The organism is Deltaproteobacteria bacterium, assembly GCA_016874755.1.
Lineage (GTDB): Bacteria > Desulfobacterota > Binatia > UBA9968 > UBA9968 > DP-20.
This window is the reverse complement of the sequence record VGTH01000006.1, coordinates 54,067-79,411: the sequence shown is the minus strand read 5'-3', so window position 1 is coordinate 79,411 and position 25,345 is coordinate 54,067. Positions and strand designations below refer to the sequence as shown.

General features: G+C 57.0%; 25 protein-coding genes. 22 read left to right on the top strand and 3 right to left on the bottom strand.

What is annotated here, in order from left to right:
- Nucleotides 1-27: 27 nt before the first annotated feature.
- Together FJ145_05405 and FJ145_05400 are read right to left on the bottom strand one after the other, a co-directional pair.
- A complete protein-coding gene (locus FJ145_05405) occupies nt 28-522 on the bottom strand; it encodes a tripartite tricarboxylate transporter TctB family protein (protein ID MBM4260864.1) in 495 nt (164 codons plus the stop codon).
- 42 nt (nt 523-564) lie between these two features.
- Nucleotides 565-1,062, bottom strand: coding sequence for a hypothetical protein (locus FJ145_05400; protein ID MBM4260863.1), 498 nt, complete (start codon nt 1,060-1,062; stop codon nt 565-567).
- Nucleotides 1,063-1,327: 265 nt separating this feature from the next.
- Here FJ145_05400 and FJ145_05395 point away from each other — a divergent pair, with 265 nt between their 5' ends.
- The 11 genes from FJ145_05395 (at nt 1,328) to FJ145_05345 (ending at nt 12,619) form a co-directional block, all read left to right on the top strand.
- Nucleotides 1,328-2,524: an acyl-CoA dehydrogenase gene (locus FJ145_05395; protein MBM4260862.1), complete on the top strand. Its 1,197-nt coding sequence runs from the start codon at nt 1,328-1,330 to the stop codon at nt 2,522-2,524.
- Between the two features lie 189 nt (nt 2,525-2,713).
- On the top strand, nt 2,714-3,838 hold the full coding sequence (locus FJ145_05390) for an acyl-CoA dehydrogenase (GenBank protein ID MBM4260861.1): 1,125 nt from the start codon (nt 2,714-2,716) through the stop codon (nt 3,836-3,838).
- Nucleotides 3,839-3,922: 84 nt separating this feature from the next.
- The gene (locus tag FJ145_05385; protein MBM4260860.1) at nt 3,923-5,074 is read left to right on the top strand and encodes a thiolase family protein; all 1,152 of its coding nucleotides are present in this window, start codon (nt 3,923-3,925) and stop codon (nt 5,072-5,074) included.
- On the top strand, nt 5,074-5,490 hold the full coding sequence (locus FJ145_05380) for a hypothetical protein (GenBank protein MBM4260859.1): 417 nt from the start codon (nt 5,074-5,076) through the stop codon (nt 5,488-5,490). Before FJ145_05385 ends, FJ145_05380 begins: the two co-directional genes overlap by 1 nt.
- Nucleotides 5,491-5,621: 131 nt before the next feature.
- On the top strand, nt 5,622-6,050 hold the full coding sequence (locus FJ145_05375) for an endonuclease domain-containing protein (GenBank protein MBM4260858.1): 429 nt from the start codon (nt 5,622-5,624) through the stop codon (nt 6,048-6,050).
- Entirely contained in the window at nt 6,047-7,042 is a 996-nt protein-coding gene (locus FJ145_05370; protein ID MBM4260857.1) for an ABC transporter substrate-binding protein, read from the top strand. The genes FJ145_05375 and FJ145_05370 overlap by 4 nt, the downstream gene beginning before the upstream one ends.
- Before the next feature lie 13 nt (nt 7,043-7,055).
- On the top strand, nt 7,056-7,853 hold the full coding sequence (locus FJ145_05365; protein ID MBM4260856.1) for a hypothetical protein: 798 nt from the start codon (nt 7,056-7,058) through the stop codon (nt 7,851-7,853).
- A gap of 6 nt (nt 7,854-7,859) precedes the next feature.
- Nucleotides 7,860-8,960, top strand: coding sequence for an ABC transporter substrate-binding protein (locus tag FJ145_05360; protein MBM4260855.1), 1,101 nt, complete (start codon nt 7,860-7,862; stop codon nt 8,958-8,960).
- A 106-nt stretch (nt 8,961-9,066) separates the two neighbouring features.
- The gene (locus FJ145_05355; GenBank protein ID MBM4260854.1) at nt 9,067-9,882 is read left to right on the top strand and encodes a hypothetical protein; all 816 of its coding nucleotides are present in this window, start codon (nt 9,067-9,069) and stop codon (nt 9,880-9,882) included.
- A gap of 73 nt (nt 9,883-9,955) precedes the next feature.
- Nucleotides 9,956-11,476: a long-chain fatty acid--CoA ligase gene (locus FJ145_05350; protein MBM4260853.1), complete on the top strand. Its 1,521-nt coding sequence runs from the start codon at nt 9,956-9,958 to the stop codon at nt 11,474-11,476.
- A 165-nt stretch (nt 11,477-11,641) separates the two neighbouring features.
- Nucleotides 11,642-12,619, top strand: coding sequence for an ABC transporter substrate-binding protein (locus FJ145_05345; GenBank protein ID MBM4260852.1), 978 nt, complete (start codon nt 11,642-11,644; stop codon nt 12,617-12,619).
- 103 nt (nt 12,620-12,722) lie between these two features.
- On the opposite strand, the gene FJ145_05340 is transcribed toward FJ145_05345, so the two are convergent.
- Entirely contained in the window at nt 12,723-13,709 is a 987-nt protein-coding gene (locus tag FJ145_05340; protein MBM4260851.1) for an LLM class flavin-dependent oxidoreductase, read from the bottom strand.
- A gap of 179 nt (nt 13,710-13,888) precedes the next feature.
- Here FJ145_05340 and FJ145_05335 point away from each other — a divergent pair, with 179 nt between their 5' ends.
- From FJ145_05335 to FJ145_05285, 11 genes are all read left to right on the top strand, one after another.
- Nucleotides 13,889-14,587 (top strand): ABC transporter substrate-binding protein, encoded by a 699-nt coding sequence (locus tag FJ145_05335; GenBank protein ID MBM4260850.1) that lies wholly within the window; start codon nt 13,889-13,891, stop codon nt 14,585-14,587.
- Nucleotides 14,584-14,865 (top strand): hypothetical protein, encoded by a 282-nt coding sequence (locus FJ145_05330; protein MBM4260849.1) that lies wholly within the window; start codon nt 14,584-14,586, stop codon nt 14,863-14,865. Before FJ145_05335 ends, FJ145_05330 begins: the two co-directional genes overlap by 4 nt.
- Nucleotides 14,866-14,907: 42 nt before the next feature.
- The gene (locus tag FJ145_05325) at nt 14,908-15,993 is read left to right on the top strand and encodes a hypothetical protein (protein ID MBM4260848.1); all 1,086 of its coding nucleotides are present in this window, start codon (nt 14,908-14,910) and stop codon (nt 15,991-15,993) included.
- A 269-nt stretch (nt 15,994-16,262) separates the two neighbouring features.
- The gene (locus tag FJ145_05320; protein ID MBM4260847.1) at nt 16,263-16,517 is read left to right on the top strand and encodes a hypothetical protein; all 255 of its coding nucleotides are present in this window, start codon (nt 16,263-16,265) and stop codon (nt 16,515-16,517) included.
- Nucleotides 16,518-16,561: 44 nt separating this feature from the next.
- Nucleotides 16,562-17,641 (top strand): hypothetical protein, encoded by a 1,080-nt coding sequence (locus FJ145_05315; protein MBM4260846.1) that lies wholly within the window; start codon nt 16,562-16,564, stop codon nt 17,639-17,641.
- Between the two features lie 373 nt (nt 17,642-18,014).
- On the top strand, nt 18,015-19,001 hold the full coding sequence (locus tag FJ145_05310) for an alpha/beta hydrolase (protein MBM4260845.1): 987 nt from the start codon (nt 18,015-18,017) through the stop codon (nt 18,999-19,001).
- A 35-nt stretch (nt 19,002-19,036) separates the two neighbouring features.
- Nucleotides 19,037-19,492, top strand: coding sequence for a cupin domain-containing protein (locus FJ145_05305; protein ID MBM4260844.1), 456 nt, complete (start codon nt 19,037-19,039; stop codon nt 19,490-19,492).
- Between the two features lie 86 nt (nt 19,493-19,578).
- Nucleotides 19,579-20,544 (top strand): magnesium/cobalt transporter CorA, encoded by a 966-nt coding sequence (corA, locus tag FJ145_05300; protein MBM4260843.1) that lies wholly within the window; start codon nt 19,579-19,581, stop codon nt 20,542-20,544.
- Nucleotides 20,545-20,548: 4 nt separating this feature from the next.
- On the top strand, nt 20,549-21,478 hold the full coding sequence (locus tag FJ145_05295) for an enoyl-CoA hydratase/isomerase family protein (protein ID MBM4260842.1): 930 nt from the start codon (nt 20,549-20,551) through the stop codon (nt 21,476-21,478).
- Nucleotides 21,479-21,586: 108 nt separating this feature from the next.
- The gene (locus FJ145_05290; GenBank protein MBM4260841.1) at nt 21,587-22,717 is read left to right on the top strand and encodes a nitronate monooxygenase; all 1,131 of its coding nucleotides are present in this window, start codon (nt 21,587-21,589) and stop codon (nt 22,715-22,717) included.
- A 149-nt stretch (nt 22,718-22,866) separates the two neighbouring features.
- A complete protein-coding gene (locus FJ145_05285) occupies nt 22,867-25,239 on the top strand; it encodes a CoA transferase (protein MBM4260840.1) in 2,373 nt (790 codons plus the stop codon).
- Nucleotides 25,240-25,345 lie beyond the last annotated feature (106 nt).

Here is a 25,345-nt window from a genome sequence, read left to right as displayed (position 1 = left end):
AAGCAGCTGCTTGGCCATCGGCGCTTACTACGCGCCGATGCCAAGCCAGGTCTGGATCATGCCGTCGGGGAAGGGCAGATTAAGCAGCTTGACGAAGAGGCTGTAAAAGAAGATGAAAGCGACAACGGTCAAAGTGGTCGATAACACCCAGTTCTCGTTGGACTGAAACTTTAGATAAGTGAAAATCATTAACGGAATAGCGATCACGTAGCCGAGAAAATAAATCATGGCAAAAAAGCCAAACATCCATGCAAACATCGTGATGGTTCGTTTACGCACAACGTCAGGCGGCAGCTCTTTCTGCCCGGAGAACTGAAAGTCCATCGGCGCGTCGGCGGCCTCTTTGGCTTTGACACCTTTCAAATCCATGACGAATTGGATGACGGCGAGGATCAGCATCGGGATACCGATCGCCCAGGGATACAGTCTCGCTTGCAAGCGCCACTCCTGAGCGTTGTAAACGAACACGCAAAAGAAAATCAGTGCGACAAGGCTAAACAGCGCTGCGGGTCTAAGTTTCACCTATCTACTCCTTGCTAATGCCAACCATAAAGCTTGATGGCGTTATCTCGCATGCTCTTTGCTTTTTGCGCCGCCGTGATATCGCTGCGCCCCTCTACCGTCGACGTCATATGAAGGAAAGCTGCCGTCCCAGTGCGGATAGTCGGAGGCGAATAAAATCGTATCCTCGCCAACTTTGTCCAAGCAAAACGGCAAAGTGCTTTCCTCGGGCTCCGCCGCGTAAAACCAATTGCCCTTTTTCATATAGTCGCTGGGTCGCATTTTTAACAGCGGCGCTTCGCTCCGGCGCTTCTCCCATTCTTCGTCCATGCGGTCCATCCAGTAGGGCACCCAGCCGCAGCCGCATTCGAGGAAGACAACGCGCAGGCGCGGAAACTGTTCCGGAATACCGCCGTAGATCAGCGCAACGCAATCTAGCAAAGTTTCAAAGCGCCGTCCAACGGTATGGCGGAAAAGAAATTTGTGCAGTTCGGCCTCGCGATCCAGCACATGGCCGTCGGCGTCGATGATTTTTGCGTTGGCAAAATCAGGGCTCGACATATAGTGCTCCTAAACAAGCGGAGCGTGCTTCGACAGGCAGGTGGCGAACCAAGCCGAAGGGCTCGGCATGAACGGATTTATTCGCCGGTCTATGGTTTTTTCCGTTCGTCCTGAGCCTGTCGAAGGACTCGGCGGATATCAGCCGCAGCGAACGAATTAACATAGCGCGGAATCGTGGGTCAATCGGAAAGGCGGGTTTTGTGAAAAACGGGTTGCTGTCAAAAATTAATCTGTGTTAAGGCAAACAGTGGGAGTACCGCCATCGATGGATTTTCATCTCACCGCCGAAGAAGAAAGCCTGCGCCAGACCGTGGCGGCGTTCGTCCGCGATGAATTGGTTCCGCTGGAAGCGGAATTTACTGACGCACCCGACATTTTCGAAGGCACGCGCTGGAAAAGCCGGGCGAAACTGAGCCGCGATCCGGAAGTGAAGCGCTACATAGCGTTGATGGAAGGGCTGGAGAAGAAGGCCGAAGCCAAAGGGCTCTGGTATCTCGATGTTCCCAAAGCCTACGGCGGCTTGGAAGTCAGCAACTTGGCGATGATCGCGGCGACCGAGGAGCTGGAGAAGAGCTCGATCCCGTTCGAGCTCGGCAACCACGTCTCGAACATCTTATTCAATTGTAAGGGCGAGCAGATTGATCGTTTCTTGTGGCCCTGCATTCGCGGTGAAAAAACTTCGGCTTTTGGCTTAAGCGAGCCGGCTTCGGGCGCTGATCCTTCGATGCTAGAGACGACGGCGACGCCCGATGGCGATTACTTCGTCATCAATGGGAGCAAAGTCTTTCCGACCTTTGCTGACGTGGCCGATTTTGTGCAGTTGTTCGCCCGCTTGCCGGGCACCAAAGGCCGCGAAGGCGTGACATGTTTCTTAATCGAAACCGGCACGCCGGGCTATCGCGTCGTGCGCAGCATCGCCACCATCGCCGGCACCGAGCCCTGCGAATTGCTGTTCGAAGATTGCCGCGTGCACAAATCGCAAGTGTTGGGCGAAGTCGGCAACGGCTGGGCGCTGAATCAGGCTTGGCTCGGCGCGCGCCGCTTTCAAGTCGGCATGCGCGCCCACGGCCAGGCGCAGCGGATTCTACGCGTGGTCGCCAACCAGGTGCGCCGCGACCCAAAAGAAGCGGCGAAGTACACGGAAATCTTCGGGCACTATCTCGGCGAGCTCGAAGCGCTGCGCACGCTGACCTATTTGGGCTCCTGGAAGGCCGATCAAAAAATGGACGTGCGCGTCGAAGCCGCCAATGTGAAGCTGTTTGGAACGGAGTTGCTCCACAAGATCATCGACTTCGCGTTGGAAGCGCTCGGGCCCGCAGCGCTGCGCAAAGAATACGTGGTCGCGCGCGCCTTCCGCCACGCCCGAGCGCGGCGGATTATCGAGGGCCCGTCGGAGATCCAGCGGCATATCATTCAACGGGCATTGTATCGGGCCGGCGTGGGACCGCTGGAACCGCAGTAGGGTGAGAGAATTTCGGAAACGGATGATTTAACCGCAAAATGCGCAAAAGGCGCAAAAAAAAGAATTAGGATGTAGGGGCGCGATTTATCGCGCCGCCCCTGCCGCTCAGGGTAAACAAATCGCGAAGACAAAAAGAAAAATCGCTTTCTGAACTTCGTGATCTTCGTGCCTCCGTGGTGAAAAAGTTTTATGGAATTTCGCCTCTCAGAAGAAGAAAAGCTGATTCAAGAAACCGCGCGGCAGTTCGTCAATCGCGAGCTGATCACGCGCGAGGGGGCTTTTCTCAAACAGAACGAACTATTTCTGCCGCCGGGCGATCCGCCGCTGCGCGAGCTCGATGCGCAGTTGGCGCAGCAGCTCACCAAAATGGCGCGGCGCATCGGTCTCTTTTCATTAGAGATACCCGAGGCGTCGGATGGTCAAGCGCTGTCGATGGTGGCGCGGGTTTTGATCCACCGTGAGTTTGGTCGCACGGTGCTGCCGATCGCGCCGGCTTGCGTGCCGGCGCTGATGGCGCGCAGCGAGCATAGCGGAAAGTTGGTTGCCGGTGAGATGGCGCTGTCGCTCGCCTTCGCTCAGCTCCATCAGAGCGGCGCACTCGAGGGACTGACGACGCGCTTTCGTGAAACCAAAGACGGCTATGTTCTGAGCAACAGCGAGCTCGACGTGTTTGATCCGCTGGCGGAGATATTTCTCCTGCCGGCGCGCGAGGAAGGCTCACAGCGCGCGGGGTTGTTTGTTTTGGATCGTGCCACCACCGGCGTGGCCGTCGACAGCGAAACCGATCTGACGATCGACGCGCAGGTGGGCCGGTTGATCTTGCGCGAGTGCAAGCTGCCCAAAGATCGTTTGCTGGGCTTCGAGTCGGAAATTGCGGAACTCGTCGCCGCTGAGCAGCTGCGCATCGCGGCGCGCTGTCTCGGCATTGCCACGAGGTGTCTTGCCACTACCTTAGAACATACCAAGAATCGCGTCACGTTTGGCCGGCGCTTGGCCGAGCGCCAGGGGATCCAATTCAAGCTCGCAGATTTGTCCATCGATCTACAGACCGCCACCTGGCAGACACTTGACGCAGCATGGCATGCCGACAACGATTTGCCCTATTTTTACGCCGCCGCGTTGGCAAAAAAGCGCGCGGCAAAAATGGCCTTCGATGCCGCCGACACGGCGATCCAATTCCACGGCGGTTACGGCGTAACCAAAGAATTTCCGTTTGAAACGTTCTATCGAGAAACCAGGATGATGCGGTTGTTGTATGGGCAGGAGTCTGAAATGAACCGAACGAAGGGAGAGCGATTCCTACAAGGCCAGTAATCGCTCGTTTTGGGTTTCGTGTTCCGAGTTTCGAGTTGAACCCAAAACCCGAAACTCGAAACAGTGACGAAGGAAGGAGCAAGCATGAAACGAAGGAAAACTTGTCTAGTCGGCTACGGCTCGACGGAGTATTCGCGCAACTCGGAGGAGTCGCTGCTGGGGCAATATGCCAAGGCGATCCGCTCGGCGTTGAATCAAACCGGGTTGAAGAAGAAAGATATCGATGGCCTGTCGGTGACGACCCAAGCAAGTCCCGACACCGCGCCGCACGTGGCGGAGCAGTTGGGCTTTGAGCTCGGCTGGGTGTTGAACGCCGACTACGGCGGCGCCAGCGGCGTCGGCGCGGTGAGCCGGGCGGCGGATGCCATCGAATGCGGCCATCTCGATATCGCCCTGCTGCTTGCCGGCAATTCGTTTGACCGGAGCGTCGCGCACCAGCGGCCATTGGAATATCAGCGCGGCAATTTCGTCGACGTTTACGGCTACGGCGGGCCGAATTCCTTGATGGCGCTGATCCAGCGCTTGCACATGGAGAACTTCGGCACGACGCTGCAGCAGACCGGCAGGGTCGCCACCGCGCAGCGCTTCAACGCGCTCAATAATCCGCAAGCGCTGTTCCGTGTGCCAATGAGCATGGAGGATTATTTGAATTCGCGCATGATCTCCGACCCAATCAGATTATTCGATTGCGTCATGCCGTGCTCGGGGGCAGAGTGCCTGATCATTGCATCAGAGGAAAAGGCCAAGCAGATCACCGATAAGTTGGTGTACTTGGTAACTGACGCCGAGCGCGTACACTATCAAGTGGCTAACATGCTGCCGGAAAAGACCACCTTCGGCATGAAAGTGGTCGGTGAAAAGATTTTTTCCGAGGTGAAGCGCGAGGACATCGATATTTTCGAAATTTACGACGACTACCCGATTGCCGTGATGATTCAGATCGAAGACTTCGGCTACTGCAAAAAAGGCGAGATCGGCAAGTTCGTCGATGCCCACGACCTGACCTACAACGGTGATTTTCCGGTCAACACCGGCGGCGGTGAGTTGTCTGTGGGACAGGCAGGGCTCGCCGGTGGATTTTTGCATGTCGTCGAAGCGCTGCGGCAGTTGCGCGGCGAAGCCGAAGGTCATCAGGTGAAAAAAGCCGAGCGCGCACTGGTCACCGGCATCGGCTGGCTCAACTACGGGCGCAACCTCGGGACGACCAGCGCCATGGTCCTGGAAAGGAGAAAGTAATGGCTGAAGCAAGAGCACCGCAAAAAAGTTTGCCCAAGATCAACCCGGTCGACCGGCCGTTTTGGGAGGGCGCGAAAAACAATAAGTTTCTACTGCAGAAATGCAAAAGCTGCAGCAAAGTGCAGTTCTTCCCGCGCATCGCCTGCGTCGATTGCTTTGGCGAAGTCGATTGGTTCGAAGCCAAAGGCACCGGCAAAATCCATAGCTTCACGCTGGTGCGTGTGCCGCGCAACCCGGCGTTCAAAGAAGACGCGCCGATTTATTACATCAATGTGATTCTCGACGAAGGTGTGATCATTGAGAGTAGACTGCTCGGTGACAACAAAGAAAAAGTGAAGATGGGCGACCGGGTGAAAGTGAGATTCGAGCAGACGCACAATCCGGAAATTAAGCTGCCGTGTTTTGAGCTGGCCTGAACGATTTTGGATTTCCGTCCGCAGGGCCGCTTTTGGATTTTGGATTGAAGACCATCGATCGGAATCAAAGACGCATGATTCCGAAGTTCCCTCGCCCTCTGGGAGAGGGTTAGGGTGAGGGCACGCTCGTGCTGCCATATTCACAAAATCAAAAACTCCGCGCACGTAAGCTCAGATCTGCAACAACCGACGCGGAAAAGAAGCTTTGGGCCTGCTTGCGAGCGAATCAATTGTTCGGAGCAAAATTTCGGCGACAACATCCGATCGGTCCGTTCATCGCCGATTTTTGCTGCGTGGAGAGAGCTCTCGTCGTCGAGTTGGATGGCGGCCAGCACGCCGGCAGATTAGCCGAAGACCGTGATCGGACGCAGTTTCTTGAGCGCCAAGGGTTTCGCGTTTTGCGTTTCTGGAATGATGAAGTGCTGACGAACACGACCGGTGTACTCGAGCGTATAAGTGACGCTTTGAAGCGCCCTCACCCTACCCTCTCCCAGAGGGCGAGGGTAAGAATTGCCGCTTCAAGTGTTGATTCACGAGGGCATGCGAGGGAGCAGCGATGACGAAGATTTGTCGGTCTCTAGTCTTCTCGTTTTTCTTCATTGCGGTGGCTTTCGTTGGCGACACGTCCGCCCAACCCAAACCCCTCCGCGAGATCACGGTCTCCTATCCCATCGGCGGCTCAACGAGCTTTTTCTGGGTCTCGCATAAGTCCGGTTCGTTCGAGAAGCATGGGCTGCGTCTGCGCGCGGTGCATATCGCCGGCAGTGTGGCGGCGATTCAGGCGATGTTGGCGCGCGAGTTGTTCATCGGTATGGAAGGCGGGCCGGCGGGGATGCGCGCCTGGGCGCGCGGTGCCAAGGACCTCGTCGCCATCGCGGCGGTGGGCAACAAGCTCGATTATCAATTGGTCTCGATTCCGTCCATCAAGCGGACCGAAGATCTCAAGGGTAAGCGCATAGGCGTCAGCGCGCTGGGGGCCAGTTCCGACTTCATCGCGCGCCACGCGGCGCGGCAGTTGGGACTCAATCCCGACAAGGATGTCTCGATCATCGCGGCGGGCAATATGGGCAACCGCTGGGCAGCGATTACGGGAGGTAATCTCGAAGCCACGGTCGTGCAGCCGCCCTTTACGCTGATGGCGCGCAAGGCGGGAATGACGATGCACATCGATTTGTCCAAGCAGGAGTTCGAGTATCCGATCTCGGCGACGTTGACGACTCGCTCGTTCATCAAATCGGACTACGACACGGTGTTAAACTTCGTGCGCGGCCTGGCTGACGGTATGGACTTTTACCGTGACGAAGCGAATAAGGAAAAAGTCTATCAATATCTCGGCGAGTATTACCGGTCGAGGAGCCGTGAGGAATTGGAAGAGACGCGCCGCGCCTACAGTCAAATGACGCCGGGGCTGCCGATGATCTCGGCAAAGTCGATTGAGAATTTGATCGTCAACGACAAAGAACTGGCGCCGCTGGGCCTGAAGCCCGCCGAGTTTTTGGATTTGTCATTTCTCGATCGCGTCAGAGAAGAGCGAAAAAGCAGAGGCATGTAGAAAGGAAACAGCCATGGCTTTTGAACATGTGTTATTCGAAGTGCGCAACCAGATTGCCTACGTGACGTTTAACCGGCCCGAGTCGATGAACGCGGTGAACCGCAAGATGGCGGGCGAGCTGTGCGATGCTTGCAGAATGGTCGAAGAGGATGCTGGCATTCGTGTCGCGATCTTTACCGGCGCCGGCGAGAAAGCTTTCTCGGCGGGAATGGATTTGAAAGAACGCGCCGAAGGCGGCATCTCGCCGATCGAGCGGCGCGCGGCAAAACTGTCGGGCCTGAGTATCCACACGCAGACCCGCGCCGTGGCGGCGTTGACCAAACCGACGATCGCGGCGATCCGCGGTTATTGCGTCGGCGGCGGTTTGGAATTTGCCCTCGCCTGCGATATGCGCATCGCCGCCGAAGACGCCAAACTCGGCCTCGCCGAAGTAAAGCGCGGCATCATCCCCGGCGCCGGCGGCACGCAGCGGCTTGCCCGCACGGTCGGCGTCGCCAAGGCGCTGGAGATCTGCATGACCGGTGACAATGTAAGCGGAGCGGAAGCGGAAAAGCTCGGACTGGTTAACCACGCCGTGCCCGCCGCCGACGTCATGAAGGCGGCGGAAGAGCTGGCCGGCCGCATCCTCAAAGGCGCACCGATGTCGGTGATGTTCATCAAGGAAGCGATCACCAAGGGCATCCAGCTGTCGATCGATGAGGGATTTCGCCTGGAGTCCGATCTTTCGGCCTTGGTGGGAACGACGGAAGACAGCAAAGAAGGCCCGCGCGCGTTCGCCGAGAAGCGCGCGCCGGTGTGGAAAGGGAGATGAAGAATTTTGGATTTGCGATTTTGGATTTTGGATAATCGGATGTTTAGGTTGAGAGAAACATATAAACGGCTGAGAAGACGGGTGCTAATTTCAAGGTTCCGGTCTGGCAATCGAAAATCCAGAATCCAAAATCAAAAATGGGTTGGAATTTTCGCTATCGCTATCACCGTCGTCATCGACGGAGCGGTTCTTGCGCAGCAGACGGGAAAAGTCCCTCGCATCGGCTACCTTTCGCTATCTGCCAAGCTCAGCGTGAGGGATGAAGCCTTTGTGCAAGGACTGCGCGAGCTTGGCTACATTGATGGCCAGACGATCTCCATAGAGTATCGTTGGGCGGCAAATAAGATTGAAACTTTGGCGGCGCTTGCAGACGAACTGGTCGCCATGAAAGTCGATATCATAGCGGCGACAGCCACGCCCGCGGTTAGCGCGGCAAAGAACGCAACCAAAACGATTCCCATTGTCATGGTCACCACGGCGGACGCCGTAGGGAGCGGCTTTGTCGCTAGCCTTGCCCAGCCAGGCGGCAACATCACAGGAAATACCAACATACTGCCCGAGCTTGCCGGCAAGCGTCTGGAGCTGCTGCGGGAAGTTCTCCCAAAGCTTTCTCAAATATCGTTTCTTGCCTATGGACCGGATCCAGCTCATCGGCAGTTCGTTAAGGAAGCGCAGGAGGCAGCCCAGAGTTTTAAGATCGGGTTTAAGCCGCGGGTATTGAATGGAGTCGAGGAAATCGAGAGCGCCTTTGCGACGATGAAGAAAGACGGTGTCGGCGCTGTGATCATTCAGACGCTTTTTCCCGCCGTACTCGGGCAGGGTCAGCGCATCGCCGAACTCGCCGTCAAAAATCGTCTGCCGACAATCTCGGATGGATTTCAATTCGCCGAAGCGGGTGGCTTGCTGTTCTACGGGCCCGATCCCATTCAATTCTTCCGTCGCGCACCCACATTTGTGGATAAAATTCTCAAGGGGCGCAAGCCGGCGGAGCTGCCGGTGGAGCAGCCGACGAAATTTGATTTCATCGTCAATCTGAAAACCGCCAAGCAGATCGGCGTGACGATCCCGCCAGATGTGCTGGCGCGGGCGAGTAAGATTATTAAATAGGGTATAAAAGCGATGTAGGGGCGACCGGCGGTCGCCCGTCCAGATTGCCGACACGCATGTCGGCCCCTGCATGGTTCGATGAAATAAATCCAACAGAGGAATCCAAATGCCAGACGAAAAAATTCTCTACGAGGTTAAAAACAAAATCGCGTGGATCACGTTAAACCGTCCCGAATCATTGAACGCGGTCAACCGCGACATGGTGAAAGCCATCGTTGGCTACTGCCGAGACGCGGAAGAGGACCCCAACGTTCAAGTCGTCATCTTCAAGGCCAACGGCGAGCGGGCATTTTCCGTCGGCGGCGATATCAAAGACCGGGTGAAATCGAACGAAGCCGGGACGGCGGAGCCGGCCTCGCCGCTGATTGCGCGCCAGGATAAGTTCAATGCCATCCCCGGTACGCCGGCGCCGGCGATCGCGGCGATGAATAAGGTCACTATGGCGCTCTGTCATGGGTATACCGTTGGCACCGGTCTACTCATGAGCCTGGCCTGCGATATTCGCATTGCCGCTGAGGGTGCGCGTCTCGGCGTTAGCGAAGTGCGGTTGGGCTTCATGGCGGGCTCCGGCGGCACGCAGCGTCTGCCGCGCATCGTCGGCTTGCCAAAAGCGCTGGAGATTTGTCTCTCCGGCGAATTGTACGATGCCGCCGAGTGCCATCGCATCGGTCTGGTCAATCAAGTCGTGCCCTACGATCAACTCATTCCAGCGGGCGAGAAGCTGGCCCAGTCGTTTCTCAAGGGCGCACCGCTCGCGCTACGTTATATCAAAGACGCGATCTACAAAGGCATGGATATGACCTTTGAACAGGGGCTGCGCTACGAGTCGGACTTACAAAGCATGGTGATGCAGACCGAAGACGCCAAAGAAGGGCCCAAGGCGTTTGTCGAAAAGCGGCCGGCGAATTGGAAAGGGAGATAAGAAACGTCTAGCGTTTAGTGTCTGGGGTTGAATCCGGAAAACGCTAGACACCAGACGCTGGACCCGAGACGCTATGAATTTCGTACCAATGCTAATGGGCGACGGCTTGCGCCGTAACGCCTGGAAATTTCCGGTTAAGATCGCGGCGAAGGATCGCTTTCGCGAGATCAGCTATGCTGATTTGAACGCGCGGGTGAATCAGCTTGCGCGCGGTTTATTATCGATCGGCGTCAAACGCGGTGATGGCGTGGCGTTGTCGGTGGGCAATCGGATCGAGCATCTGGAGATCGTTTTCGCGACGGCAAAAATCGGCGCGTTGGCCATCCCGCTCGATGTGAAATGGAAAGCGCTGGAGATGGGCTCGACGATTGCCGCGCTGGAGCCCAAGTTTATCATTCTTCAAGAAGACTGTGTTCAGGAGTTCGAGAACGCCAAGAAGCTTAAGAATCTTGCCGACGTCAAATCAGTTTCGCTCTCAGGGGACTTGAGCTACGGCGGCTTGCTGAATGGGCAAAGTTCGGAGGAGCCAGATATTCACGTAAGCGAAGACGATCCCTTCGCGATTCTGTTAACCTCCGGCACCACCGGCTTTCCCAAAGGCTGTCTGGCGACGCAGCGGACGTTTGTATTTCATTGCATTAATAACGCCATCGAAAAAGGGCTCGGCGCCCACGATAAGGCGATTCTATCTTCGCCGATTTATTTCAATGCGGGTCGTTCATTTACTCTGGGCATCATCTACTACGGCGGTACGATGATCTTGCACGAGCGCTTCGACGCCGAAGAAGTGCTGAAGACCATAGAGCGGGAAAAAGTCACCTACGTCGGCGCCGTGCCGGTCATGTGCGAGCGCATGCTGCATGTGCTGGAATCGAAGAAATACGACACCAGCTCGTTGCGCTGTCTAGCGATCACCGGCGGCAAAGTCCATCCGGCAATCTTGGAATCGCTCAAGAAAAATTTGACGCCCAATGTCTATCGTACTTATGCTTCGACGGATTCCGGTCAGATGGCGATCTCCAAGCCTGGCGATGCCGCCGAGAAAGCCAACTCCGCCGGCCGCCCTGTCTGGTGCGTCGATTTGCGCGTCGTTGACGACGCCGGCATGCCAGTGAGAGTGGGCGAGGTGGGCGAGATCATCTGCCAGAGCCCGTTGGCGACCCACGGCTACTACAAGAATCCCGATGCCACCAACGCCTCCTTTCGCGACGGCTGGTTCTACACCGGCGATCTGGGCTACTTTGACGAAGAAGGCTACTTGTTTGTCTCCGGCCGAAAAAAAGACATGGTCAAGAGCGGCGGCATCAGCATCTACCCCTTGGAAATCGAGAGCGTGATCTATAGCCACCCCGACGTGCTTGAAGCCGCTGTGATAGGTGTGCCCGATCCGCAGTGGGGCGAAGCGTTAAAGGCGATCATCGTGCTCAAGCCCGGCGCTAAAATGCAAAGCGCTGAGCTGTTGAGCTACTGTAAAGACAAATTGTCCGCCTACAAAGTTCCAAAGACAGTGGATTTCGTCGAGTCGCTGCCGCACACCGAGGTCGGCAAGGTGAACAAGGTCAAAGTGCGTGAGATGTTCGTAGCGGCTCACTGAGCTAAGAGTTAACCGCAAAAAGCGCAAAGGGCATTCGGTGTAGGGGCGTGATTCATCACGCCCGAGGGCTGACGGAGGCAGTAGGTGCGCCATGTGCACCGTTTCCGGAAGTGGTGCGCACGGCGCACCCTACGTTTGGACGTGCAGAGAACGGAGGAAAACGTAATGGCCAGTTTCTCTTTGTTTGCTCTTCTCCTCACACTCTTCGTCGTTTTTTGTACGCCGCTGCACGCCCAAGAAAAAATCAAATTCCCCATGGCCGTCTCCAGTAAGACGCTAGGCTACGGCCCTCTCTGGATCGCTTCCAAGCAAGGTTTCTTCGATCGACAGGGACTAGACGTCCAGCTCGTCGTCGTGCGCGGTTCGGACAAATCGGTGCAGGCGCTGGTCGGCGGTTCTGTGCAAGTCTTGTCATCGGGAGCCGACGGTCCGATCGCGGCGAAGGAAAATGGCATCGATCTGGTCATGATCGGCGGCACGATCAATGGATTGACGCACTTCATCATGGGCTCCAAGAACATCAAGACGTACGAGAATCTGCGCGGTGCCACTATCGGTGCCACCGGTGTCAACTCGGGCACCACCATCGGCATGCGCGAAGCGCTGAAGCAAAAAGGCATCGAGCCGCGAGAATACACCGTCATCGGCACCGGCGGGTCGGGACCGGCTTTCGCCGCGCTGTCTTCCGGTCAGGTCACCGCAGCGTTGATTGCCGTGCCGCTCAACTACGCCGCCGCTGACATGGGTTTTAACACCATCGGCCGCGTTGCCGATTTGGTGCCACATTATCAGGTGGCCGGGCTCGCGGTTTATCGCTCACTCGCGGAGAAGAATCGCCCGGTAATCGTGCGCTTCATGAAAGCGATTATCCTTGCGCACCGCTGGCTCTATGAGAACAAGGAAGCCGCCATCGCGTTTCTTGCCAAAGAGATGGATATGAAACCGGAATATGCGCGGCGCGGTTGGGAATACTACACCGAACAGAAAATCTGGCCGCGCGATGGTGATCTGTCCGTCGAAGGCGTCAAGTTCGCCACCCAAGTCTATTGGGAGCAAACCCAGAACAAATCACCGCTGCCGCCGCCGCAAAAATATGTCGATCAGAGTTTTCTGCGGGAGGCGACGAAGGAACTCTCCAAATAGCCGTTCCAGTCGGAGGTTGGCCGCAAAAAACGCAAAAGGCGCAAAATGAATTTGTAGGGTGCGGGGTGCGCGCCATCTCCGAATTCGGTGCGCGCGGCGCACCCTACGACCGGGCGATGGCAGCCTTTGCAAAATTCTCAATCACCGCTCGCCGTGACTTCCCGCATGGAATGATTGTCAACTCGTCGATGCCGGCGTCGGCGAACTCCTGAACCTTGTTTTTGATCCGATCCGTCGCTCCTGCCAGTGCGAACCGCTCCACCCATTCATCCCGCACCAGATAACTATGGACGGCATCCATGTGATGGTAGGTATCGTACTCGCGGCGCATGCGCTCGATGGCGCGGCGGTCATCTTCATTGTCTAATTTGTCGCGATCGTAGAGCCGCCCGAGTTGCGTCATCGCGGTACGGGCGACGACGCTTTTCACCGCTTCACGAGCCGTGGCGGGATCGTTGTCGATGGCGCACGGGAGTCTATAGACGAATTCAACCGAGTGGCTTTCTCTGCCGGCTTCGCGTGTATAGCCGCGAATTTGATTCACAAGTTCTTGGAGTACCGGAGATTCACCGGAGTGGATGAATCCGTCGGCAACACGGCACGCCATTTTCATCACCCGCGGCGCGCGCGTGCCGATGTAGATTGGCAGGGAGCCGCAGGGGAACAGGCATTTTGCTTGCTTACCGTTGATCTCAACGGACTCGCCGCCAAAGAGCTTCTGCAGCGTCTCGATATTCGCTTCAATCTCATCGACGCCGATGGGCTTCATGCCGATATTGGCTGGCCCGCTGGCGCCGACGCCGAAGCCGAGGAAAACCCTGCCGCCGGATAGTTCGTGCAGTGTCACCATAGCGCTGGCGGTGACGGTAATGTGGCGCCCGGCAAGATGGGTCACACCGGGGCCGATGGCGATGCGTTTGGTCGTCGCTGCGATGGCGCCGGCAAGGACGTAGAGCTCGCGCCAGATCATGTTCGAGTCGCCGATCCAAAAACGGTCGTAGCCGAGTTCGTCGGCGAGCTGGCCGAGTTTGACCGCTTCTTGCGCGCTGTCGGTGCCGTAGAGACCGACGCCAAATTTGATGGGTGGCATGGGAAGAGGATTTAACCACAAAGAGCGCAGGGGGCACAAAGGCGCGCTTTGCGAGTGGATCAGAAGAAGAATGGCCGCAAAAGACGCAAAAATCGCAAAAATGTTTCAGAATGTGGAGGTGCGATTTATCGTGCCCGCTCTTCTTGACGCGCAAATAGTCACCGAGGTACTTGTCCTCCATGAAGATTGCTAGTGTCGTATCGCTGCTTCTGACGGTCTTGGCACCGCTAACAAGCTTCGCCCAAAGCAAAACCAAATTTCCCTACAGCATCACCAGCAAAAGCCTTGGCTACGGCCCCATGCTGGCGTCGGCCAAGCTTGGCTTCATGGATAAGGAAGACTTGGAGCCGCAGCTCATCTATGTGCGCGGCGCGGATAAATCACTGGCCGCGGTGATCAGCGGATCAGTCTATGTGTCAGCCTCTGGTTCGGACGCCCATATCGCCGCGGTGGAGCGCGGCATCGATGTGACGATGATCGGCGGGACGATCAACGGGTTGTCGCAGGTGATCATGACCAGCAAGAACATTGCGACGCTGAATGAACTGCGCGGCAAGATCATTGGCGCCACCAGCGCGACTTCGGGCTTGGGTTTTGCCCTGCGCCGTTATTTCAAAGCGAAAGGCTTCGAGTACGGCCGCGACTATCAGATCCTTGCCACCGGCAGCGCCGGGCCGACTTTGGCGGCGCTCGCTGCTGGTCAGGTCCATGCGGCGGCTTTGGGTGTGCCGCTCAATTTTGTCGCCGCCGATCAGGGCTATCACGGCGTCGGGCGGCTCGTCGATGCGATCCCCAGCTATCAGTTCGGCGCGTTTACCGTTGCACGCAGCGTGGCAGAAAAAATCGTCCTTTGTTCGTTCGCTTCATGCGAGCGATGATCAACGTGCATCGCTGGTTCTACGCCAATAAAGAAGCGGCGGTGGCGTTTGTTTCAAAAGAGCTGGAGCTGCCTGCCGATCAGGTCAGGCGCGGCTGGGAATATTACATCGAGCATAAGATTTGGCCCAACGACGCCAGCATTAACCTGGAAGGGATGAACGTGGCGACGCAGATCTATTGGGAAGCATCGCAGTCGAAGGGGCCGGTGCCCAATGGCAACAAGTACGTCGATTCGAGTTATCTGCGCGATGCCAAGGCGGAGTTGGGTGTGCGCTAAGTTTAGGGTTCCACTTTACGAAAAAAAACCGTAGGAGGACCGATGAAACACATTGCTTCGTTGCGATGGTTTGGCGTGTTTTTGGGCTGCTGGTTTTCCGCTGCCGCAAGCTCTGCGGCGGAGCGGCCCTTTTATCAAGGAAAGAACATCACCTTCCTGATCAACTTCGCTAACAGCGGACCCACCGACATCGAAGGGCGGATCATCGCCCGGCATCTCGCCAGGCATATTTCCGGCACTCCCACGGTGATCGTGCAGAACATGCCCGGCGCGGCCGGGCTGACGGGAGTCAATTTCATGGGTGAAGTGGCCAAGCGCGACGGCTCCATCTTGGGATATTTCACCGGCCCCTACAGCCAGCAGATGATGCGCACGCCGGGGTTGCGCACCGACGTCGGCAAGTTTGCTTTTGTCGCCTCGGTGCAAGGCGTCACCACCTGTTACATTCGTTCCGACGTGGCGCCGGGGATCAAGAAGCCCACCGACATCGTCAAGGCCGAGAGGTTTCGCGCCGGCGGTCTGTCCTACGACAGCAACAAAGATCTGCGCTTTCGCCTGGCTTTCGACATCCTCGGACTCAAGTATGATTACGTGACCGGTTACAACAGCAGCAGCGAGGCGCGCCTGGCAGTGCAGCGCAACGAGATCCAGTACCACGACGAAAACATTCCGGGCTACCGCGGTGTGGTCGAGCCGCAGATGGTCAAAACCGGCATGGTGACGCCGATCTATTACCACGATGTCTTTAGCCCCGACGGTGTGCTCAAGCCGAGCCCGGACTTTCCCGAGTTCAGCTCGTTTACGCAGGTCTATACGCAGATCTTTGGCAAACCGCCGTCGGGCATCAAGTACGAAGCGCTCAAAGCCGCGAACATCGCCAGCGTGAATATGAATCGCGTCGCGCTCATGCCGCCCGGTACTCCCACCGCAGCGGTGCTCGCCCTACGCCAGGCCTTTGTTGCGCTGGCCAAAGATGAAGAATTTCTCGCCGAGGCGCAGCGCGTGATGCGCTATCACCCGCGCTTTGAGATCGGCGAGGACGGCGAGCGGCTCAAGCAAAAGGTTACGCAAGTGCCCAACGAGATCATCGATTTCATGCGGCAGTATATTGAGCAAGTCAGAAAATAGTGACAACTTTCATTGGCCATCTAACGGTTATGGAGGTTTCACGATGTTGACGACCTTACGCCGTATCTTCTTGTTCGCCGCAACGATGAGCGCCGCCGCCGCAAACTTGCCAGCCGCGGAGCGGCCGATTTAACCAGGGCAAGACCATTACTTTTCTGATCAACTACGCGGCGGGCGGCCCCACGGATGACTCGTTCACCGAAGTTTTTACTCAGATCAACGGCAAGGCGCCAAGCGGGATCAAGTACGACGTGCTTAAAGCGGCCAACATGGCGAGCCAGAATTTAAGCCGTGTGGCGATCTTGGCGCCGAATGTGCCCAAAGAGACTGTACTGGCTCTGCGCCAGGCCTTTACTGCGCTGTCCAATGATGAGGAGTTCATCGCCGAGGCAAAGAAAGCCATGCACTTTCACCCGCGCTTCGACGTCGGCGAGGACGGCGAGCGGCTGCGCGACAAAGTTTTGCGGGCGCCGTCAGAGGTGGTTGACTTTGTCCGCAAATACGTCGAGGAAGTAAGGAAATAATGAGAGCTCTCAGATTCCAACCGAAGATTTTGGAGGTGTCCACGATGTCGACCGTTCTACGGATTTTCTTGTTCGCCGCCGGCCTGAGCGTGATCACAACGAACCTGCCAGCGGCGGAGCGCCCCTATTACCAAGGTAAGACGGTCACTTTCTTTATCAACTTCTCGGCCGGCGGCCCGACCGATATCGAAGGCCGCATCGTCGCGCGCCATCTGGCGCGCCATGTGCCGGGCAATCCGACCATCGTCGTGCAAAACATGTCGGGCGGCGGCGGTGTCACCGGCATCAATTTCCTCGGCGAGCGCTCCAAACCGGACGGGTTGACCCTCGGCTATTTTACAGGACCTTATAATCACCAGATGATGAAAAGCTCGACGCTGCGCGTCGATCTCATGAAAGTGCCGTTCATCGCCTCGGTGCAGGGTGTGACGGTCTGCTACATCCGCTCCGACGTGCCGCCCGGGATCAAGCGGCCCCAGGACATCGTCAAAGCCGAGCGCTTCAAAGCCGGCGGCTTGAGCTTTGACAGCAACAAGGACCTGCGCTTTCGCCTGGCCTTCGATGTGCTCGGCGTGAAATACGACTACGTCACCGGCTACAACAGCAGCAACGACGCGCGCCTAGCCGTGCAGCGCAACGAGATTCAGTATCATGACGAAAATATTCCCGGCTATCGCGGCGTGGTCGAGCCGCAATTGGTCAAAACCGGCATGGTCACGCCGCTTTATTACCACGACGTGATCGCCCCCGACGGCACCATGCGCAAAAGCCCGGACTATCCGGAGCTGATGGGTTTTACTGAGGTCTACACGTCGATCTACGGCAAGCCGCCGACGGGCATTAAGTATGAGGTGTTGAAGGCCGCCAACATGGCGAGCCAGAATCTTAATCGGGTCGCGTTGCTCTCGCCCAATTCGCCCAAAGAAGCGATCCTGGCGATGCGCCAGGCGTTCACCCAATTGGCCAAAGACGAAGAATTCATCGCCGAAGCGAAAAAAGTCATGCGCTTCCAGCCGCGCTTCGAAGTCGGCGAGGACGGCGAAAAGCTGCGCGAGCGCGTGCTGCGCGCCTCGCCGGAGATCGTGACCTTTGTGCAGAAGTTCATTGAAGAGGAGAGGAAGTGATTGGACGGGTTAGTCGCATTGGACCGATCGGTCGGATCACGATTGCGCTGGCTTTCGGTTGCACGACATTAGTCGCTACGGCAACGCACTAACGGGGAACTTGATTATCTCGCGCTGAGGCGCAGAAGCGCGCAGAGCTTCGGAAAAAGAATAATTGTCATTCCGGCACGGACTGCCGGAATCCACACCTCCATGGATGCTTCCAGTACAGGTGGGCCTGCGTGCCCATCCTGTGGGCTGCTACGCTTTCCGTCCCATCAAGTTTGACAACGTCGCAGGGAGAACCTGCCGCTGTCGGCTTTTCCGCTTGCAAGAAATAATTTGCCCGTGGTTATATGCCCAGATGTAATTTCACTTGTGTAGAAGGGCTCCAATGAAGAAGAAAGCAAAGCCGGTTAAGAAAAAAACCACCAAGGCAAAGTCCAAAACGACCCGGGTCAGGGTCGCGACCGGAAAAAAACCGAAAGTTGCGGCAAAAGCCCACGGCAAAGCTCACCAGGGAGATCCACGGCGGCGTTACTTCACCCACGAAGGCTTGAAGCTGCATTACTGGGAGTGGGGTGATCCGAACGAACATACCTACGTGTTTGTCCACGGCATTCGCGACCAGGGGCGCAGTTGGGATCATTTTCTCGACGCGCTCAGGCGGCGCGGCGTGCCGATCAAGCACGCTGTTGCTCTCGACCTGCGCGGTCACGGCGATAGCGACTGGTTGGGTTTGAGCCGTGCGTACCAGCATGAAGATTTTTTGACCGATCTTGCCGGTCTGTTGAAGCATCTCGACAAAGAACCGGTGACGATCATCGGCCATTCGCTCGGCGGCAGCATGTGTCTGCTCTACGCCGGCACCTTTCCCGAGCGTGTGAAGCGTATGGTGCTGCTTGAATCGTTGGGGCCTTTTGCGCGCGCGGACGAAGAAGTCCCGAACATCATCGCCGAGCGTTTGAGCGGGCGCGACTACATCGAAATTCCGTTTCCGCATGAGACGGTGCAAGCCGCCGCCAAAGCGATTCAGAAGACTTTTCCGCTAATTCCCGATCGCGCGGCGCTGCACATGGCGGAGCATGGCGCCTATTTCAAAGGCGGGCGCTACCGCTGGAAGCACGATCCGATCCTGCGCTACCGCACGACCACGGCGATGTCGGAAGGGCAGATCGAAGCGTTCATCAAGCGATTGCAGTGTCCGATCCTTTTCGTCTACGGCACCGAGAGCGATTTCATGAAATCGGTGCGCGGCCACCGCGCGCAGTTGTTTCCCAACGCCCAGATCGTGCCGATCGAAGGGGCGGGGCATCATATTCCGCATGAGAAGCCGGAAGAACTTGCGGAGGTCGTCGTTCCGTTCTTACTTAGCGAGTAGACTAGATAGATGTTCCAAAACACGGGAGGTGTACGATGTATCTATCCGCCGCAGCCATCGCCGCCATGAAAGGCGAAGAGCGTGTCCATTTCGTTAACCCCGCGTGCAAGCGCATCAACAAGTCGCTGGGCGACGCCGCGGGCTTGAAAAATATGGGTGTGCATATGATGACGATCGCGCCGGGCGATCGCTCGTCGGAGTATCATTGCCACAAGTATGAAGACGAGGCGATCTACGTGCTGTCGGGCACCGGCACGGCGGTGATCGGCGAGGAGAAGCACAAGATCGGCCCGGGAGATTTCATTGGCCTCCCCGGCGGTGGGCCGGCGCATGAGACGATCAACGACGGCACCGGGCCCCTCGTTTGCTTGGTTATCGGGCAACGGTTGCCACAAGATGTCGTCGACTACCCGCGCGCTGGCAAACGGCTTTACCGTAACAGCGGGCAGCGCGATATGGTGGATTATCCAAATATCGTGAAGAGAAATTGATAATGGATAATGGACAATGGATAACTTTTCGGATCGTGATTCCGAGCATTATCCATTATCCATTTTCAATTATCCATTAATGTTTCATGCTGATTAACTGCGTCGCTTACCAAGACGGCCGCAAGCTCGCCGACATACCGGTAAGCGAGATTCATTCCTACATTCAGCGCAAAGATTGTTTTGTCTGGGTTGCGATCAAAGACCCTGAGCCCGAAGAGCTTGCCGCGATGCAAGCTCAATTTGGTCTGCATGATCTCGCCGTCGAGGACGCGCACCACGGCCACCAGCGGCCTAAGATCGAAGAGTACGGCCAATCGTTGTTTGTCGTGCTGCACATGATTGAGAATGGCGGCGAGGAGTTGAAAGTCGGCGAGGTCGCCATCTTCGTCGGACCCAACTATGTTCTCTCCGTGCGCAGCCGCGCTGAGCGCGGCTTTGTTGATGTGCGTAAGCGCTGCGAAGGTGAGCCCGATCTGCTCAAGCATGGCTCGGGCTACGTGCTTTACGCGCTGATGGACGCGGTGGTGGACCGCTACTTTCCGATTTTGGATTTCATTGAAACCGAGCTTGAACAAGTGGAAGAGCGGATCTTTGCCAAACAGACCGAGCGCCAGAGTATCGAGGCGCTCTACGGCATCAAGCAAAAGTTGATGACGCTGCGACATGCCGTGGAGCCTTTGCTCGAAGCGATCGGCCGCCTGCACGGCGGCCGCGTGCCGCAGTTGGCGTTGGGCCTGCAAGATTATTTTCGCGACGTGTCAGATCATCTCGTGCGCTTAAATCAATCCATCGATAGCTTGCGCGATATGGTAACTACGGCCATCTCCGTGAGCTTGTCGCTGGTCTCGTTGCAGGAAAACGAAGTGACTAAGCGGCTCGCTGCCTACGGCGCGCTGATCGCCGTGCCGACCCTGGTCGCCGGTATCTATGGGATGAACTTCAAATACATGCCGGAGATCGAGTGGATTCACGGCTATCCTGTGACGCTGATCGTGATGGTGCTGATTGACCTCTATTTGTTCTTCCGGTTCCGTAAAGCGAAGTGGCTCTGATTGAATGGGCGTGAGACGTAGGGACAGGTCGCGACCTGTCCCTACAGTTGATGATTGCATGCAAGTTTTGATAGTGATCGTAGATCGAAGCGCGCAAAATGGAGGAAAGCTTATGGTTGAGATGAAGACGATTATTCCCAAAGTTGATGAAAGCACCGGAGTTGCTTGGCTGACGTTCAATAGGCCAGAGAAAAAGAACGCTTTGAGTCGGTTATTGATGGCCGAAATGATCGCGGTGCTGAAAGAAATCCGCGAGAATGAAAAAATCAAATGCGTTGTCACGACGGGCCAAGGAAATTCCTATAGCTCGGGGCTGGATCTTTACGATCTGCGCGAGAGTTGGAAGGGCAAGCGGCGCCGTTGGGACGAAGGCGGCTCGACCTATGAGATCGTGCGTGTGCTGCGCGGCATGCCGCAGGTGACGATTGCGGCGATCAATGGCTGGTGCCTGGGCGGCGGCTTTGCGCTGCTCAACGCCCATGATTTGGCGATCTCCTGTGAGTCGGCGATGTTCGGCATGCCCGAGGTGATCCGCGGCAGCTATGGCGCGGTGGCGACTTCGACGCTATTTCACACCGGCATTCCATATAAAAAGGCCTTCTACCTTCAGTTGACCGGCCGCAATATGACAGCTGCCCAAGCGGAGCGGGTCGGTCTGGTTTCAGAGGTCGTGCCCGATAAAGAGTTGATTCCAACCGTCGAGCAGTTGGCGAAAGAGTTGGGCTCGCGCAACTTCGCGACGCTGGAGAGCGCGAAGATTGCAGCGTACATGGAAAAGGATTTGCCTTTCGACATGGCACTGCAAACCGATGATTTGGTGTCGCACCGCATGCGCATCTACACCAATCCGCTGAGCGACGTCGAAGGCTATCTGCATTCGCAGAAAGGCGGCGGCACGACGGGCTATGTGAAGCCGGAGGATCGGAAGAAATAATTTCCGTTCAAGGTTCAACGTTCAAAGTTCAAGGTTGTCGGTCGGTGCGTTTCGTTTGCTGTCACCCTGAGCACAGCTACGGGTCCGTCTTCGAAAGGAGTTGGAATTATGAGTTTGCATACACCCTTGTGTGATTTGTTGAATATTAAATATCCGATCATTCAAGCGGGCATGGGTTGGGACAAAGAGGGATTGACCACGCCGCCGGCGTTGGTGGCGGCGGTTTCCAATGCTGGTGGGTTGGGCTGCATCGGCGGCAGCTCGATTCGCCCGGAAGTGATTCGCGAGCGCATTCGCGAAGTGCGCAAGCTGACGGACAAGCCGTTTGGCGTCGATATCACGCTGCCTAAAATGGAAGATGTCAAAATCCCTGACCCCGATGAAGTACGCAAGGAGATCCAGGAAAAATATCCCAAACATGCCAAGTTTAACGATGAGATGATTCCGAAACTTGGCTTGAAGCCGGTGCCGCCCGATCGCAAGAGCTGGGTCAAAACTCCGGCGGCGACGCGCGAGCAGCTGAAAGTGATTCTTGAAGAGAAGGTGCCGATTCTCATCATCGGCTTGGGCGACACCGCCGAAGTCGTGCCGTTGGCGCACGAGCGCGGCATCAAAGTCATGGCGCTGGCGGGCGCGGTGAAGCACGCGCTGAGCCACGCGCGCAAAGGCGCGGATGTGATCATCGCGCAAGGCTATGAAGCCGGCGGCCACACCGGGACGATCGGCAACTTCCCGCTGATTCCGCAAATCGTCGACGCGGTGAAACCGAAACCGGTAGTCGCGGCGGGCGGCATCTCTGATGGCCGCGGTGTAGCAGCGGCGCTGGCGCTGGGTGCGGTGGGTGTGTGGTGCGGCACGACGTTTCTCGTGACTAGAGAAGGCGGCATCAATCCGGTTTACAAGCAGCAAATCTATAAAGGCACGTCGGAAGACTTCGTGCGCACGGCCTACACCAGCGGCCACTACGCGCGCCATTACAAGAGCGCGGTCATCAAAGAGTGGATGGACTCCGGTCTGCCGGCGATGCCGACTCCATACCAGGGCAACGCCATGGACGAAGTGCGGCGCGCCGCCGAAGCGGCGGACCGCGTCGATCTGCTGCACGTGCCCGGCGGGCAGGTGTCGGGCATGTTGAGCGAGGAGAAAAACAACGTGCCGGCGGCAGAGATCGTCGACCGCATGGTGACGCAGGCGTCGGAAATCCTGAATCAGATGAGAACGCGCTACGTCGGCGGGTGAGGAGCCCGCCTCACCACGAAGGCACGAAGGACACGAAGTTCGGAAAAAGATTTTGTTCATTTCATTTCTTTTCTTACCTTCGTGATCTTCGTGTCTTCGTGGTGAATAATAATCTTGCACTAAACTATTTCACCAAAGGTAAGAGATAAATGGGTGGAGCATTTCTCAAAGGGTATCGAGCGTTGGATTTGACCGGTCTCTCCGGCCAGTTGTGCGGGCGCATTTTGGCTGACTTGGGTATGGAAGTGGTTAAGATCGAGCCGCCTGGCGGCGATCCGGTGCGCAAACTCGCGCCGTTTATCAAATCGTCAAACGGCGCGGAGTTGAGCGCGACGTTTGCGCATTTGAATGCCGGCAAGCACAGCAAGGTCGTCGACCTGGAAAGCGACGCGGGGCGCGCGGCGTTCCGTGAGCTGGTGAAATCCGCTGATGTTGTTATCGAGAGCTTCAAGCCGGGTGAGTTGGCGGCAAAGGGTTTGGGCTACAAAGATTTGGCAATGGTGAATCCGGGCGTCGTGATGGCTTCTATCACTTGCTTCGGTCAGACCGGGCCGAAGAAAGATTTTGCCTACAACGATCTGGTCGGTTTGGCTGAGAGCGGCATTCTCTATGTTTGCGGCGATCCGGCCACGGCGCCATGCAGGGCCCCTGAGTCGCAGGCTTACTATTTCGCCAGTCTGTTCGCGACGGCTGGCGTGCTCGCGGCGCTCTATCGCCGCGAGAGAACCGGCCAGGGCGATCACATCGATACTTCGATGCAGGAAACGTTGGGAACCCATGAGCATATCGTTCGCTTGTGGGCCAACGAGAAACAGATTCTCAAGCGCGCCGGCAGCCAGCATGGCTCGGTGGCGCCGGCGAAAATCTTTCCGTGCAAAGATGGCTTCGTCTATCTCTACGTTACGCGGCAGCACTGGAAGCTGTTCTTGAACGTGTGGAAGGATCACCCGCCGGTGTTCGACGATGCCGCCTGGTTGAACAACGTCTACCGGCGTGAGCATGCCGATGAGCTCAATCCCGAAGTGGAGAAGTTTCTCAGCAAGTTCACCATGGCGGAGATTACTAACCTGCTCCAGGGAAAAGGCATTCCTTGCGTGCCGGTGAATACGCCGATGGGTTTCGCCAACGACGAGCATGTGCAGGGCCGTGGATTTATGACGGCAGTGGAGCATGCCGGTTTCGGCAGCGCCAAGCAGCCGGCGATGCCGTTCATGATCGACGGCAGCCGTCCGGAGGTGGGCAGCGTGCCGCTGCTCGATGGTTGGAAAGATATCGGCGGAAAGAGAGCGGCGCCTCAGTCGCCGAAGTCGACAGCGACTAGCGGCAACGGCCCGCTCGACGGCATGCGTATCGTCAGTTTTGACCACGTGCTTGCGGGACCTTATGGCACGACGATTTTGGCTGAGCTCGGCGCCGACGTCATGAAAATAGAGTCGAGCAAAGGCGGCATGGACCCGTTTCGTTTTTTCGGCACCGGCGAAGATCCCAACCTGTCGCCGCGCTTTTTGGAATTTAACCGCAACAAACGCTCCTTCACGGTCAATCTCAAACATCCCAAGGGACAGGGCGTGCTGCACGATCTGGTTGCAAAGGCCGACGCGGTGCTCGACAACTACAGCGTCGATGTGGTCGACCGCATCGGCTTGGGCTACCGCCAGCTCTGCGCGGTGAAGCCGGACATCGTCAACTTGCGCATGCCCGGGCTCGGCACGACGGGGCCGAAGCGGCACTATTCTACGGTCGGTGTGAACATCACCGCCTTCACCGGCTTGACCTATATGTGGAACCATCCAGGCGTGACCAATCCGCCGGTGGGGGCGCAGTTGGTTTATCCCGACTATGTCACCGGCGTGCTGTGCGCGATCATTATCATTTCCGGGGTGCTCCATCGCGACCGGCAGAAGCAGGGCGCGTTCGTCGATCTCGGTCAATCCGAAGCGACCGCGTTCATGATCGGCGCCAACTTGATGGAAGCCGCATCGAGCGGGAGAAATCCTGAGCCCATCGGCAATATCTCGCGCGCGGTGGCGCCGCATAATGTCTACCCCTGCAAAGGGGAAGATCGCTGGTGCGCCATCGCCGCGGAGACCGAGCAGCAGTGGAACGCGCTGGCGAATATTCTAGGGATCGCGGGTAATGCAAAGTTTGCCACCAACAGCGCGCGTTTAGAAAACCGCGCAGGGCTGGATGAAACGATCTCCGCCTGGACAAGAACTCGCGATACGTTTGCAATCCGCGATCAGCTGCAAAAAGCCGGCGTTCCTTGCGGCGTGGCGCAGACGGGCGAAGACTTAGTGAACGATCCGCAGTTAAAAGAGCGCGGCTTCATCGTCGAAGTGGAAAACGCGCGCTTGGGCAAAGTCGTGCTGCCGAGTTTTCCGCTGCACTTTACCAATGCGAAGTTGACGCGCCGTTGGGAGTTCCCCGTGCTTGGCAAAGACACGGAAGCAGTGCTGCGCGATGTGGTAGGCTATGACGCCGCGACGATCGCCGCGCATAAAGCGGACGGGGTCTTGGAATAATGAGCGGTTTTTACTTCTTCCCCCGCCTCGGGGGAGGCTGTCAAAAAATAATGCGTCTCTCCGACCGCGCCTCGCAAATCTCCCCTAACCCCTCTTTTCCAGAGAG